The 14,411-nt window shown below is 60.6% G+C and carries 11 protein-coding genes; 3 read left to right on the top strand and 8 right to left on the bottom strand.

The genetic code is table 11. The annotated features are described in order from the left end of the window. Nucleotide 1: 1 nt before the first annotated feature. The 3 genes from nikC to B9A12_RS07745 form a co-directional block, all read right to left on the bottom strand. Nucleotides 2-928, bottom strand: a complete 927-nt coding sequence (gene nikC / locus B9A12_RS07755; protein WP_084057327.1) for a nickel transporter permease — start codon at nt 926-928, stop codon at nt 2-4. After that, nucleotides 929-1,933: an ABC transporter permease gene (locus B9A12_RS07750; RefSeq protein ID WP_170920437.1), complete on the bottom strand. Its 1,005-nt coding sequence runs from the start codon at nt 1,931-1,933 to the stop codon at nt 929-931. It abuts the gene before it with no gap. Nucleotides 1,934-2,039: 106 nt separating this feature from the next. Further along, nucleotides 2,040-3,647, bottom strand: coding sequence for an ABC transporter substrate-binding protein (locus B9A12_RS07745; protein WP_084057326.1), 1,608 nt, complete (start codon nt 3,645-3,647; stop codon nt 2,040-2,042). A 210-nt stretch (nt 3,648-3,857) separates the two neighbouring features. On the opposite strand from B9A12_RS07745, the gene ftsH reads away from it, so the two are divergent. Further along, a complete protein-coding gene (gene ftsH, locus B9A12_RS07740; RefSeq protein WP_084057325.1) occupies nt 3,858-5,765 on the top strand; it encodes an ATP-dependent zinc metalloprotease FtsH in 1,908 nt (635 codons plus the stop codon). Between the two features lie 426 nt (nt 5,766-6,191). Here ftsH and B9A12_RS07735 read toward each other — a convergent pair whose 3' ends face one another. Together B9A12_RS07735 and B9A12_RS07730 are read right to left on the bottom strand one after the other, a co-directional pair. Next, a complete protein-coding gene (locus B9A12_RS07735; protein ID WP_170920436.1) occupies nt 6,192-7,712 on the bottom strand; it encodes a leucyl aminopeptidase in 1,521 nt (506 codons plus the stop codon). 170 nt (nt 7,713-7,882) lie between these two features. Further along, entirely contained in the window at nt 7,883-8,752 is an 870-nt protein-coding gene (locus B9A12_RS07730) for a HesA/MoeB/ThiF family protein (RefSeq protein WP_084057323.1), read from the bottom strand. 267 nt (nt 8,753-9,019) lie between these two features. Between B9A12_RS07730 and serC the strand changes: the two genes are divergently transcribed. Both serC and B9A12_RS07720 read left to right on the top strand, forming a co-directional pair. Then, nucleotides 9,020-10,105: a 3-phosphoserine/phosphohydroxythreonine transaminase gene (serC, locus tag B9A12_RS07725; RefSeq protein ID WP_084057322.1), complete on the top strand. Its 1,086-nt coding sequence runs from the start codon at nt 9,020-9,022 to the stop codon at nt 10,103-10,105. A 190-nt stretch (nt 10,106-10,295) separates the two neighbouring features. Then, the gene (locus B9A12_RS07720) at nt 10,296-10,994 is read left to right on the top strand and encodes a PilZ domain-containing protein (RefSeq protein ID WP_170920435.1); all 699 of its coding nucleotides are present in this window, start codon (nt 10,296-10,298) and stop codon (nt 10,992-10,994) included. Here B9A12_RS07720 and B9A12_RS07715 read toward each other — a convergent pair. The 3 genes from B9A12_RS07715 to B9A12_RS07705 form a co-directional block, all read right to left on the bottom strand. Next, a complete protein-coding gene (locus B9A12_RS07715) occupies nt 10,991-11,995 on the bottom strand; it encodes a P1 family peptidase (protein ID WP_084057320.1) in 1,005 nt (334 codons plus the stop codon). The two genes, B9A12_RS07720 and B9A12_RS07715, sit on opposite strands and share 4 nt — an antisense overlap. Nucleotides 11,996-12,202: 207 nt before the next feature. Beyond that, nucleotides 12,203-12,691 (bottom strand): cyclic nucleotide-binding domain-containing protein, encoded by a 489-nt coding sequence (locus tag B9A12_RS07710; RefSeq protein WP_084057319.1) that lies wholly within the window; start codon nt 12,689-12,691, stop codon nt 12,203-12,205. An 855-nt stretch (nt 12,692-13,546) separates the two neighbouring features. After that, on the bottom strand, nt 13,547-14,404 hold the full coding sequence (locus B9A12_RS07705) for a rhodanese-like domain-containing protein (RefSeq protein ID WP_170920434.1): 858 nt from the start codon (nt 14,402-14,404) through the stop codon (nt 13,547-13,549). Nucleotides 14,405-14,411 lie beyond the last annotated feature (7 nt).

Here is a 14,411-nt window from a genome sequence, read left to right as displayed (position 1 = left end):
ATCAATCGCGAAGTCGCGGGTCCAGCGCGTCGCGCAGGCCGTCGCCGAGCAGGTTGAAGCCGAGAACGGAAAAGAGAATCATGAGTCCCGGGAAGGTCACCGCCCACCAGGCGCGAAGGATGAGCGCGCGGCCGTTGGCGAGCATGGCGCCCCATTCCGGAGTGGGCGGCTGGGCTCCCAGCCCCAGAAAGCTCAGTGCCGCCGCCTCCAGGATGGCGGAGGCAAAACCCAGGGTGGTCTGGACGATGAGCGGTGCCAGACAGTTGGGCAGGATATGCAGGAAGATGAGCCGGCCGTCCCGGGCACCGAGAGCGCGGGCCGCCTGCACGTAGTCCTTGGAGTACTCCTCCAAAACGGATCCTCGCACCAGGCGGGCATAGCGGGGGATGCTCACCACGCCGATGGCGATCATGGCGTTACGCAGGCTTGGCCCCAAAAAGGCCACGATCACAATGGCCAAAAGGATGCTGGGAAAGGCCAGCAGCAGGTCCATGAAGCGCATGATCACGTTGTCGATCTTGCCGCCATAGAAACCCGCGAAAGCGCCCGCGATGGTGCCGAAAAAGAGCGAGATGGAAACCGATACGACGCCCACCACCATGGAGATGCGTGCACCGTAGATGATGCGGCTCAGCAGATCCCGGCCGAAGTCATCGGTGCCCAGAACGTATTCCCAGGTTCCCTTGGCATCCCAAATGGGCGGCTTGAGCTTGGAATAGAGGGACTGTTTGATGGGGTCGTGGGGAGCCAGCCACGGAGCGAAGAGGGCCATGCACAGAAAGATCAGGATGATGATGAGCCCCGCGATGGCGGTCTTGTTCTTGCGCAGCCTCAGCAGGGCTTCCACCAATGGGCTTCGGGATTTTTCCAGGCCCTCGTTGGTCGGAGCCGGTTGGGTGCCTTTTAAGGTCGTGGCAGCTGCACTCATTTAACTCACCTTGATCCTGGGATTGATCCACGCATAGAGGATGTCCACCAGCATGTTGATGGTCACGAAGGTCGTGGCGATCAGCATGGTGCCTCCCTGGACGGCATTGAAGTCCCGGGCGTAGACGGCGTTCAGGAGCCACAGTCCAATGCCGGGCCAGGCGAAGATGGTTTCCGTCAGGATGGCGCCGCCCAGGAGGATGCCGAACTGGAGACCAATGACGGTGATAACCGGAATCAAAGCGTTTTTCAGGGCGTGTTTGTAATGGACCACCCTGGGGGCCAGTCCCTTGGCCTTGGCCGTGCGGATGTAGTCCTGGCGCAGGACCTCCAGCATGCTGGAGCGGGTGATGCGTGCGATGATGGCCATGGGAATGGTGCTCAGGGTGAAGGCCGGCATGATGATATGCCAGACGGCGTCTTTCAACGCCGGCCAGTTGAGGGTGAGCAGGCTGTCCAGGATGTAGAGGCCCGTGATGGACTCAATATGAATGTGGTAGCTGAGACGGCCGGAAAGGGGGAGCCAGCCCAGATGAACGGAAAAGATGATCATGAGGATGAGTCCGAGCCAAAAGATGGGCATGGAGACCCCGACCAGGGAAAAGATCATACTGGAGTAATCGAAGACGGAGTATTGGCGGGTGGCGGACAGGATGCCGGCCAGCATGCCCAAAGTGACGGCGAAGATCATGGCGGCGATGGACAGCTCCACCGTGGCCGGGAAGCGGTCGGCGATTTCGGTGGTGATCTTTTCATTGGTTCGAAGCGCACGGCCCAGATCCCCCTTGGCCAGCCGGGCGAGAAACCTTCCGTATTGCACGTACAAAGGCTTATCCAATCCCAGCTGTTCCCGAACTTCCTTCAGGGCCTGTTCCGAGGCCCGTTCTCCGAGCATCATCTCTGCCGGATCTCCGGGAACCAGGTGGATCATGAAAAAGACGAGAACGGAGATGCCGAAAACCGTGGGGATGAGCGCCAGTGTGCGGCGTAGGATAAAACTCAGCAAATCCAAACCCTCAACAGTAAAGCGGCAAGGGCCCGAAGGCCCCTGCCGTTGTTTGCGTTCATCCTATCGGCGTCGCGGCACAACGCCGTGAGCCGAACTCCCCGGGCTAGTCCACCCACACCTTGTGCAGGCGCACGCTTCCCGTGGGATGTAGCTTGAAGTTATGAACCCGCTTTTGCATGGGCCAGACCACCAGGGAGTGGGCGATGTTGATCAGAGGCACTTCCTCGTGGATCAGTTCCTGGGCGCGGCGGTAGAGCTTGATGCGCTCTTCCTTGCTGCTGGCCTGCTTGGCCTTGAGGATGATCTCATGATATTCCTTGTTCTTCCACTGGGTGCGCACGTTGGGATCGGCATAGCCGTCCAGCAGCACCGCCAGGAAGTTGTCCGGGTCTCCGTTGTCGCCGGTCCAACCCAACTGGAACAGATCCATGGACGCATCCTGCTCCCGCTGCTTCTTGAGGTACGTGCCCCATTCGAAAGTGACCAGTTCCACGTCGATGCCCACCTTCTTCAGATCGGCCTGGATGGCTTCGCCCACCTTCATCCCGTTGGGGTTGTAGGGCCGGGGCACGGGCATGCTCCACAGGGTGATCTTGGTCTGGCCGGCTGCCTTGAGTTTTTCAAAGAACTTGGCCTCTTTCAGCAGCTTCTTGGCCATCTCGGGATCGTAGGGATAGTCCTGGATGTCGTCGTTGTAGCCCCACATGTTGGGGGGGATGGTGTTTTTGGCCACCTGGCCCAGGCCGTAGTAGATGTTGTCCACGATGGCCTTCTTGTTGATGGCGTAGGCGATGGCCTTGCGGATCCTCTTGTCCTGCCACAACGGCTTGGTGTGGTTGAAGCTCACATAGCCGATGTTCATGCCGGGCTGGGAGACCAGCTTCAGATTGGGATCCGCTTTGGCCAGTTCGATGTCTTCCGGGTTGGGGAACTGGCAGATGTCGATGTTTCCAGTCTTGAGCTCCAGGAAGCGCACCGAGTTGTCGGGAATGACCCGGAAGATGGCCTGATCCAGGTAGGGGCGGCCGTCCCAGTAGTCCAGGTTGGCTTCCAGGATGATCCGGTCGTCCTTGATCCACTTGACGAACTTGAAGGGACCGGTTCCCACCGGATGGCTCTTGAAGTCCGGGCCGTACTTGAGTACGGCGGTGGGGCTCACGATGGCGGCGAAATCCATGCCCATGTTGGCGATGAAAGGCGCCTCAGGCCGCTTGAGCTTGAAGACCACCGTATACTCATCGGTGGCTTCAATGGAATCGATGATGTTGTCCATCTCCATGGACAGCCAGTATTCCGCCGGCGGTTGATCCTTGGGAAATTCCCACTTGTCCTTGAAGAACTTGACCTTCTTTTCCTTCATCATGCGGCCCAGGGAAAAGACCACCGCATCGGCGTTCATGGGCGTCCCATCGTGGAACTTCACGCCCTTGCGCAGATGGAAGGTGTAGGTCAGGCCGTCTTTAGAGACGTCCCAGGAGGTGGCCAGCCCCGGGACGATGTCCGTGGACTCGTCGGCGTAAAGGACCAGCTGGTCATACACGTTGTCACAGATCATGAACGAATTGCCGTCGGTCTCGAACGCGGGATCCAGGCCGACGCTGTCGCCGCCGCGTCCGAAAACGAGAGTGCCGCCGATCTTGGGCGTGGCCGCAAAGGCGACACCGCTGAGCAGAAAAACCGCTGCCAGCACTGCAAACCACCATCGTCTCATGCTCTTCCCTCCGTGTTGGGGTCTCTTTCCCTTCTGCCTCTCAAAACCAGGGTTGCCCAAGTCAAAACCCGTGCACTTGTAGCAAAAAGTGATTAAAGTGTCAAAGAAAACGGCTGTGTGCATCCAGGGCGAACTCTGAATCGTCTTGATGCCTTATGGCGTGGTGGGGCTCTGAATATGCCCGATAGTGGGATGTGTGGAGGAGGCGCTATGGCACGCAAAGAAGAGGAGCAGAGAGGATTCCAGGGCATGATGAACCGCATCAAGGATTCCATGGGTAGTGGCGGTGCCCCGGATCCCACCCGGCGCAAGATGCACTTTTCCTTCTGGTACTTTCTTCTGGCCCTTCTCGTCATTTCCTGGCTCCAGGACCAAATGTTGATGCAGCAGAAGGTCCAACTGCCCTATTCGCATTTCAAGCAGTTGGTTCGGGAAGGGGCTGTGCGTAACGTTATCCTGGGACCGCACAAAGTCAAAGGGGAAATCGTCAAAGGGGATCTGGCCGGCCGGTTCTTTGTGACCGTGCGGGTCCAAGACCCGGAGCTGGTCCATCTCCTGGACCAACAGGGGATCTCCTACACCGGCCGGCTGGAAAACAAGTGGCTGGAAGCCATCTTGTCGTGGCTGCTGCCCATGGCTCTCTTCATCGCTTTTTGGAGCTTTCTCATGCGGCGGATGGGCGGGCCCCAAGGGGTGCTTTCCGTCGGCAAGGCGCGGATGAAGATCTATGCGGAAAAGGAAGTGGGAGTCACCTTCGACGACGTGGCCGGGATTGAAGAAGCCAAGACGGAACTTGGGGAAATCGTGGAGTTTCTTAAAAATCCCGAAAAGTTCCAGAGGCTGGGAGGCAAGATCCCCAAAGGGGTGCTGCTGGTGGGCGCCCCGGGTACGGGAAAGACGCTCCTGGCCAAAGCGGTGGCGGGTGAGGCCGGCGTGCCCTTTTTCAGCATGAGTGGTTCCGACTTCGTGGAGATGTTCGTGGGTGTGGGAGCCGCTCGCGTGCGGGACCTCTTTGCCCAGGCCAAGCAAAACGCTCCCTGCATCATCTTCATCGATGAATTGGACGCATTGGGCAAGGCACGGGGTATGAACCCCGTGGGCGGTCACGACGAGCGCGAACAGACCCTGAACCAGCTGTTGGTGGAGATGGACGGTTTTGAAGCCAATTCGGGGGTGATCATCATGGCGGCCACCAACCGGCCGGAGATCCTGGACCCGGCCCTGCTTCGGCCCGGGCGTTTCGATCGGCACGTGGCGGTGGACAAGCCGGATATCCGAGGCCGGGAGGCCATCCTGAAGATCCATGCCCGTCACGTGGTATTGGAAGACGATGTGGACCTTCACATGGTGGCGGCCATGACGTCGGGTTTCGTGGGAGCCGATCTGGCCAATCTGGTGAACGAGGCGGCCCTGCTGGCGGCCCGCCGCAGCAAGGACAAGGTGGGGATGGCCGAGTTCCAAGAGGCCATCGATCGGATTATCGGTGGACTGGAAAAGAAGAACCGGGCCATCAACCCGAAAGAGAAGGAGATCGTGGCTTACCACGAGGCCGGCCACGCCCTGGTGGCCATGAGCGTACCGCACACGGATCCGGTGAACAAGGTCTCCATCATCCCGCGCGGTATCGCGGCCTTGGGCTACACCCAGCAGATGCCCACCGAAGATCGGTACCTGATGACGCGCCAAGAGCTCCTAAGCCGCCTTTATGTATTGCTGGGAGGCCGTGTGGCCGAAGAGATCGTCTTCGGCGATGTGTCCACGGGTGCGCAAAACGATCTGCAACGGGCCACGGATATCGCTCGGAGCATGGTCATGGAATACGGCATGAGCGAAAAGCTGGGGCCGGTTACCTTTGCCCGCGAACCCCGCTCGCCCTTTCTGGATACGGGAGCGGCGCCACGGGCGCGGGAATTCAGCGAAAAGACCGCGCAGGAGATCGACGAGGAGATCTCCCGGTTGCTGGATGATGCGCACGAAAAGGTGGGGCGCATCCTGAAAGAAAAACGGGAGTACCTGGAGCGGCTGGCCAAGGACCTTCTGGAAAAGGAAGTGGTGGAAGGGGACGCGCTTCGGGCGATCGAAAAGGAGGTGCGCAACGCGTCGGGGCAGGCGGAGTGACAAGGGAGCCCCGGGGGCCATGCCTTCGATCGTCTCGGAGGGTCGTGACGAGTCTTTCTTGAGGGGAGAAGGGCGGCGGCCGCGGGGCAGAAACCCCGCGGCGACAAAGGGATCCGTCCCTCTCGTGTTCTTTCCGAGCGCGCACGTTGCAACGGCGAAAATCGCCCTGCTACGAGCCTGTCTGACAATGGCCTCTCGCTCTTTTGTGGCTTTCTGACCAGTTGAAATTCCAACGGTCCCGAGGTGCTTTCTGCAGACACCCTTGTGGGGGCGGGTTCGTAGCCCGCCCCTACTGCTGAAAGGCCAGGCCGGCAGCACGGCCCCGGCTGCTAGCCCCAAGTCGCCGTCCGTCCAACAAGGGAGCAACCTGGTCGTTCTCGCACAGGCTCCTTGGGCGGCGTGATTTTTTCCCGACGCAGGGTCCGCTCAACCCATTTGCCAAGCGTCCCAGCCTTTTACCAGCTCCACCAGCGTTCGCACCCCGAAGCCGCTGGCCCCTTTGGGGATCCAGCCCAGATCCTTTTCCGCCATGGCGGTGCCGGCGATGTCCATGTGGGCCCAGGGAGTCTTGTCGTCCACGAACTGCTTGAGGAACATGCCTCCGATGATGGCGCCCGCCTGCCGGTTGCCCACGTTCTTGAAATCCGCCACGTCGCTTTTCATCTCTTCAAAATAGAAATCGTAGAGCGGCAGGGGCCAGAAGAGCTCGCCCACGGGGTCGCCGGCATCCTTGATCTTCTGGAGAAAGTCGTCACGGTTGCCCATGAGGCCGGCCACCCGGTCTCCCAGGGCCACCACACAGGCGCCGGTGAGTGTGGCGAGATCCACGATGCACGCGGGTTGGTACTTCTGGGCGTAGCTCAGAGCATCGCAGAGAATCATGCGACCCTCCGCGTCCGTGCTGATGACCTCCACCGTCAGGCCCGCATGGGTCTTGATCACATCCCCGGGCTTATAGGCCTTGCCGTCGGGCATGTTTTCGGTGCAGGGCAAAAGGGCGACCACGCGACGCCGCAGGCCCAAGCGGCCGATGCATTCCATGGCGCCCAGAACGGAGGCGGCGCCGGCCATGTCCCGCTTCATGTCCTCCATCTTGGCGCTGGGCTTGATGGAGATGCCCCCCGTGTCGAAGGTGATCCCTTTGCCGACCATCACGATGGGGGATTGGGCTTCGGTGCCCGCTGGGGCGTGTTCCACAACGATGAATCGGGCCGGTTCCCGACTTCCTTGGGCCACCGCCGCGAAGGCCCCCATGCCCAGCTCCCGGGCCTTGTCCAGATCGAAGGCCTCGAAGTGCATGCCGTAGGCTTGGGCGATCTCGGCGGCTCGTTGGGCCATGCGGATGGGGGTTACCAGGTTGGAAGGCTCCGTGGTGAGGTCCCTCGCGGTTGTGATGCCCTGGATGACGGCTGCTGTTTCCTCGAGCATTCCGGCAAGTTCGGGCAAAGGTTCTTGGTGAAAGAGGGTGAGTCGGGCGGGGAGATCGGGAGTCTTTTCCTCGCCGTTTCGGGTCTTGAGTCGATCGTTTTTATAGAGACCCAAGGTGAAGGCGAGCACGGCTTCACGAAGCCCGGCTTCCAAGGAAAAAGCCAGGCCCTCCAGCGCTTGCGCGGGCAACCCCGCACGGTCCACTCTGAGCTCCCGGCAGCAGCGCGCGGCGGCCGCCGCGGATTGGCGCAATTTTTCCAAGGTGCACTCTTCACGTTTTCCCAGGCCCGTGACCAGGATTCGGGGTGCCGGACCGGGCTCGGGGGCGTAGAGCACGGTGGTCGCTTTGTGCTTGCCCCGGATGTCTTCCAGGGCCTTGGTCTGCTTCAGCCAGGGGGCGTGTTCGTCCATCCACCGGCGAAATCCCGGTAAAAGGGGGTCGGAATCGTCGGTGCAGAAGAAGATAAGAATGTCCGTTTCCCATTGTGGGGCGGGAGCCTGAACAGATTGAAAGTCCATGTGTGTCACCTCCTGGTGTGCGTGTGCATCTGCGTTTCGAACCGCTATCGTTTCTCCGTCAAGACCTTGGCTCCATCGTGGCCACCCTCCATGGGGCATGGCTCGTAGGACGCCGCGGTGCACCCTCCGGCCGGGAAGCCATCCCCGAGCGCCCGCCGAGGCTGGGCCGTTCAGGCCGGCGAAGAATCGTTCGTCCCATCCCCCGAAGCCAAGGGGACCACATGGATGGAACCCGATTCTCCGTCGAAATAGAGAAGCTGTCCGGCATGGGCCGGAGCCCGTCCGGCGAGCACTCGAATGGCTTCCAAGGCCTCCAGGCTGCCGATGACGGCCGCCGTCGGGCCCAGGACTCCCAAGGATGCTTCCGAGGGATCGCGCTCCAGACGGTCGCCATATATGCTCCGCAAAGTCAAGGGGGATTCCGGTAGAAAAGTGGTCAATTGTCCCAGCCAACCCGCCACGGCCCCGTGGATGAACGGGATGCGCAGGCTCTTTCGGGTGCGGTCCAAAAGGAATCGGGCAGCCAGGTTGTCCACGGCATCGATCACCACCTGAGCGCCGGCAATGGACCGCTCGGCGGTGTCTTGGTCCAGCACCAGCTGCAGGGCCGTGAGACGGACAAAGGGGTTGAGCCGGCGACAGACGGCCGCAGCCACCGCCGCCTTGGGCTGGCCCAGCGTGTCCGAGCTGGAAAACCATTGCCGGTTCAGGTTGGAGGGGGCGAAGGTGTCGCCGTCGCAAAAGCGAAGGTGGCCCACTCCCGCCCGCGCCAGCAGTTGCAGGATGGTGCCGCCCAGACCACCGCAGCCGCAAACGAAGGCGGTGGCCTGGGCCAACCGCAGTTGCTCTTCCATGCTGAGGGCCCAGACGTTCTTGGTGTAACGGACCGGCAATAGGCCTTCTTCCAGGGCCCGCTGCTGGGCTTCCCAGGGGGCGAGCCCCTGGTCGAGGGCCCAGGAAAGTAGGGCGGTATCCTCAATGACGGGAAGGGTTCGGTCGCCGATCCGTTCCGGTCGGGCCAAGGAGGTCAAGGGATCCATGGCGTCGGGCCTCCGTAGTGGACTCCATAGGATGTGAAACGCGGTCCCTTCCTTCCATACACAAGAACCCGGGCAGGTTTCAATGAGTTGCGATGTACGATACGCGCAACACACCCACTGCACATCTGTGAGGCCGGTAAGGGGAAAAGAACGTTGACAAAATGGGACGCCGTGGGTAGCGTGAGGCGGTCAGTCATTGAAATTTCCAAAGTTTGGCAAACCCTATTGATGCATCTTCACAATGGTTATTCATGTGGGAGGCACCCGATGAGTCACCGCATTTACAACTTCAATCCCGGTCCCGCTGCCCTTCCTCTCCCGGTGCTTGAACAAGCACAGGGGGAACTGCTCAATTACCGGGGATCCGGAATGTCCATTTTGGAGGTGAGCCATCGATCCGCATGGTTCGATGAGGTTTTGAACGACGCCGTGGCGCGCACCAAGCGGCTCCTGGGGTTGGACGAGCGGTTCCGGGTGCTTTTCATGCAAGGGGGTGCCAGTCTGCAGTTCTGTCTCGCGCCCATGAATCTTTCGGCGGGAGACAAGCCTTTGGATTATGTGGACACGGGCACCTGGTCCACCAAGGCCATCAAAGAGGCGCGCATTCAGGGTAAGAACGTGCGGGTGATAGCTTCTTCGGAGGACAGGAACTATACCTACATCCCCACCGATATACCCGTGGACGAGGAGGCGGCCTTTCTGCACATCACGTCCAACAACACCATTCGGGGCACTCAGTTCAGGGAATTTCCCAAAGCGGAAAAAGTACCCCTCATCAGCGACATGTCGTCGGACATCTTCAGCCGTCGCTTTGATCCCTCGCCGTTCGGCCTCATCTACGCGGGGGCTCAAAAGAACGCCGGCCCGGCGGGCGTGACCCTGGTGATCGTTCGCGAGGACATGCTGGAACGTGTCCCCGCTGAGCTTCCCACCATGCTCAAATACACCACCTATGCGGAAAAGAATTCACTCTACAACACCCCGCCGGCCTTCGCCATTTACATTACCGGCTTGGTGCTCAAGTGGCTGGAAGAAGAGATCGGCGGATTGGAGCGCATGGAGGAAATCAATCGCCGGAAAGCGGAGCTCCTCTACGGGTACCTGGATGCCCAGGACTTCTATCGGGGGACGGCGGAGCCCGCATCCCGCTCCTGGATGAACGTTACCTTCCGGCTTCCGAGCGAAGAGCTGGAAAAGGCCTTCATTGAGGAAGCCCAGCGAAACGGTTTGGGGGGGCTCAAAGGCCACCGCTCGGTGGGGGGATGTCGGGCATCGATTTACAACGCCATGCCCTTGGAAGGCGTGGAAGCCCTGGTGAATTGGATGAAAGATTTTGCGGCAAAGAACGGTTAGGCGTTTGTCCGAAAACTCATAAAGGGCCACAGGGCCCAGTGGCATTGCAACGAGTTGGAAATTCCCCAAAAAGCCATTGTTGGGCAGGTTGTTAGGTGGGCGTGCCGGGGTAGTGGCCGGCACGAGGATCAGGTTGTGAAGCCATGAGCCATAGCCCAGCTGAATGGTAGCGAAGGAGGGATGGTTCCTCTTGGCGGAGCAGAAGCGGTCGTCCAAGGAAATTCGGCCCGGGTTCAGCGTGGACATCGTCACCAGGGTGGATTTCAACCGGGAGGTCATCGATGCCCGAAAGGCCACCGTCTTCGACGTGGATGGCGAGCTCATCGTGGTCTCCCGACCTTCCCCGGATTTCCAGGAAAAGCATGTGGGCAAGAAATGCACGGTGACCTTAGTCGTCCGTGACCAAGGGGGCAAGAGTCGCTTCGGGGTCTCCGCCTACTTGGAAAGCCTGCGGGATCGCTACGCTCTTCGCGAAGGCACAACCGTTCCGGCTGCCATCATGCGGATCGTGGGGCCCGTGGAGCCCTTCAATCTGCGCATGGCCTTCCGTGTGCGCCCTCCCATCACCAGTGGGATTGCCCTGGATGTGGAAGGCAATCGGGTGAATATCCTGGACATATCCACCGGGGGCGCCAGGTTTCTCACGACCATGCGCCCCCTACCCCAGTTCCGACAGCGCGTGGACGTGACCCTGCATCTGGATGACAAGGCGCACCGGTTCAAGGCCTTCGTGGTGCGGTTGGGGGATCCTGGTCCCGGGGTGCCCCAACGGGGGGCCAAGGAGGTGGCCGTCCAGTTCTCGGGGATGGAAAAACAGGCCAAAGAACGACTGGCACGAAAAATAATTCAGATTGAACGGGAGCTACGGGCCAAGGGCCTGGAGGACTAGCTTCCAGAGCGGTCCCGCGCCTGGTCGGGCGGGCAAAGATCCCGCGCCGCCGGAAGCCCGCCCCGGCTCGTGGCGGCCCAAACCGCGCGCACCACGGCCGTCTCCAAACATTGGGCGGCCAGGCTTCCCACGATGCTCACATCCACCCCTTGGAGATGCCCGCAGCTCAAGGCGAAAACGGTATCCCCATCCACCTGGGTATGGCAGGGCACGATGCTTCGAGCCAGGCCGTCGTGGGCCATCTGGGCCACCTTGGTGAGTTCCGTCTTGTTCAAGGCGGCGTTGATGGCGACAACGCCGAGAACGGTGTTTTGCCCGCTGGAAAACCCCCGCAGACGCAACCTGTCTTCCAACGCCTGTTGAGAGTCCAGGAAATCGCGGCTTTCCGGAGCCGTTCGGCACCCCGCCAGGATGCGTCCTGAACGCCTGTCCACCACGTCACCGAAGGGATTGACCACCACCAGGGATCCCACCAGAAGACCGGAAGGGTTCCTCATGCAGCAGGAGCCCAGCCCTCCCTTCATGGCATGATCCAGCCCCAGGAGCTTGCCCACCGTGGCCCCGCATCCGGCGCCCACACAGCCTTCTTCCACCGGGGCCGTGGTGGCTGCTTCACACGCTCGGATGCCCAAGTCGGCGTCCGGGGGATCTCCATGCTGGTTGATGCCCAAATCGAAGATGACCGCCCCGCACACAATGGGAACGACCCCGTATTCGGTTTGAAAACCCACGTTCCGGCTTTTCAGGTAACGGCGAACACCGTCACCCACCGTCAGGCCGAAGGCGCTTCCGCCGGTCAGAAAGACGGCGTGGACGCGATCCACCAGGTGGATGGGATTCAGGCCCTCCGTGCCATAGGTCCCCGGGGCGCCACCCCGGATGTCCACGCCGGCCGGGGCGCCTTGGTCCAGAAGGATCACGGTGCAGCCGGAAAGCCCGGTGTTCGTCTCCGCGTGACCTACGCGGATACCATCCAATGCCGTGAGGGTGGTGTTTTCCATAAGCTGTTTCCTTGCGGGAGTTGTAGATCCGGGATCCGTGTCAAAATGCGAGTTCCCCTTCCGACTGGGCCATCGCGTTTTGCGGCCTTCCACGAAGCGAGAGGATCTTTTCAACGCAACTTTGTGTAAACAAATCTCCATGCGGGTGCAAGGGTGGAGTCGCCGCCGACGCCGGATGGGGCCGGCGGCTGGGGAAAGGAGGGGGGATCAGTGAGGTAGATCCATGGAAAGAATCTGCCCGGTGCCGTGCGACTCCGCGCTGTGGGCCCGGGAGACGGAGGTGACGGCCTCATAGGCCTTGAGAAGCCGAGCCCCGAGCGTTTTGGCCAGACGCCGGTAAAACCGCATGGCGCTCTCGGGCTGGCTTTCCAGGATCTCACGCATCTTAGCACCTGGAATGCGCACTGCGCGCGTTTCCGAAAGGGACGTGGCGGTGGCCGAATAAGCGGACCTTTCCAGAAGGCTGGACCAACCGAACACCTCGCCGGGCTTGCTCACCAGATAAGCCACAAAGCTTCCCTCTTCCAGACTCAGCTTTACCTGTCCTTTGAGAAAAACATAGAAATACTCGGCCGGATCTCCCTCCCGAAAAAGGATCGTATCGGCCTCAAAGGTGACCTTTTCGGATTCATCCATAAACCGGCGGATGATCTGGTTGTCCAGGTCACGAAACAGATCGGTCTGCAGGATATACATGGTTTCCCCCTTTCTTCCGGCGGTCCGGAACGGTGGTTCCTGACTCGTCACGGCGGGTTTACAAGGCGCAGTGCTCCGGAAAGTGAGCCGGTGTCGCTTCCCGGAGCTTGCCTATGGGCATTTTGAGGGGGAAAGCCACCATGGCCTGTCCTTTTTTTCTGGGTCGACGTTGGCTTCTACGGAAATCGAACAAATCCAAGCGGCCGAGTCAAGGTGTGCGCCGGGTTGACTGCGGTGGGCACAACGTGGCGCGTTCCCCGAAGAAAGGAATCCTCCGGGCGTTGTTCGTCTCTTGGAACCATTCGGGTCTGGAGGCTGATGGAGAATCGCCAAGGAGCCTGTCTGACACTGGCCTCTCGCCCTTTTGTGGCTTTCTCAGCAGTTGAAATTCCACCGGCTCCGAGGTGCTTTTTGAATTCTCAGACGGTCTTGTCGGGGCGGGTTCGGAACCCGCCCTTACGGCGGCGGCCTGGCTAGACCCACCGCACGGGCGCACAGGGAGCAACCTGGGCGTTCTCGGACAGGTTCCAAGCCCCTTGGGACATCAAGAGATCTGCGTGATCTTCATATCGGCCAGGCTTCAGCGGCGCAGGAGGTGGGCTCATGCAATACCCGTCGGGCTGCGTCCTCCGGACAAAGGGAGTAGTCCGTGGATGCTCTTTTCTTCCTCAACGGTCCGGGCGCAGCTCACCACCCTTCCTGGTTGGAGAGGGCCACCAGGCAGGCGGCCTCCTTGAAAGAGCCGGTTTGCCGGCGGTCCGCATCGCGATCTGGCCCGCTTTTAGGTGAACCAGGAGCGATCCCCTTTCACCTGTTCAGGTTGCGCCATGCAACAGGGGCTCATCCCCAGCCGTTTCAGCCATGCGCCTCGGGAAAGCATTTGGAAAAGGTCTTGGCGATAACCCGCACGTGGCCCTTTTCTTGTGCGGACAGATCGAAGAAGATTTCCCGGACCGGTTCGCCCACGGTCACAACGGCGGCGTTTCGATAGAGATCGTAGGAGGCGTACTCGATCTCCAATGCCAGTTCGCCGAACGGAACGCAGTCGTCGGGGGCGGAACCTTGCAGACGCCCCAGCGCTTCGGGCCATGGAGTTCCCCCTTCCATGATGGATCCCTCCAGGGATTGGAAGAGCTCCTGGAAGGGCGGGAGGGGGTCTTCCGGATAGTGTCTGGCCAGGAGGCGGTAGAGGACTTGGGCGTGGGTGCGTTCCAAGTCCACCAAAGCCCTGGCCGTTTCGCCCATGGGCGAGTCTTTCAACAGCTCCTGGGCGTGGGAATAAAAGAGCCAAGCACCTTTTTCCAGGTCCATGGCCTGGTGCAGAACCTGGCGCGGATCGTCGGTGTGGTGGAAGATGGTGAGACGTGGGAAATCCACAAGCTCTTTTCCTTCCCACGCGTAGTAGCCACCGAGCAAATTGATGAGAGCCTTGGCGTCCGGGATGGCGTCCTCGGCCAGCAGGGTGGCGGCTTGGGAACGCCGCCCGCTGGCGCAATAGAAGAGCAGTTCCTTACGGGGATCCAATGCGTGCACGCGCCCTTCCAGGGTACTCAGCGGAAGGAGCACGGCTCCGGGAATGTGGCCCGCTTCATATTCCGCCGGTTCCCGTACGTCAATCAAGACATAGTCCTTTTCCGCATGGGATTGTTGGTAATCGTTCAGATCATCGATGAAAAGGGAACGTACCTTGGACGCCTTCCGTTGTTCGGTCATGGCCTTC

The sequence above is a fragment of the Desulfacinum hydrothermale DSM 13146 genome (genome assembly GCF_900176285.1).
In the GTDB taxonomy this organism is placed as follows: domain Bacteria; phylum Desulfobacterota; class Syntrophobacteria; order Syntrophobacterales; family DSM-9756; genus Desulfacinum; species Desulfacinum hydrothermale.
The sequence above is the reverse complement of the archived record's forward strand: the minus strand, read 5'-3'. Positions and strand labels throughout refer to the sequence as shown.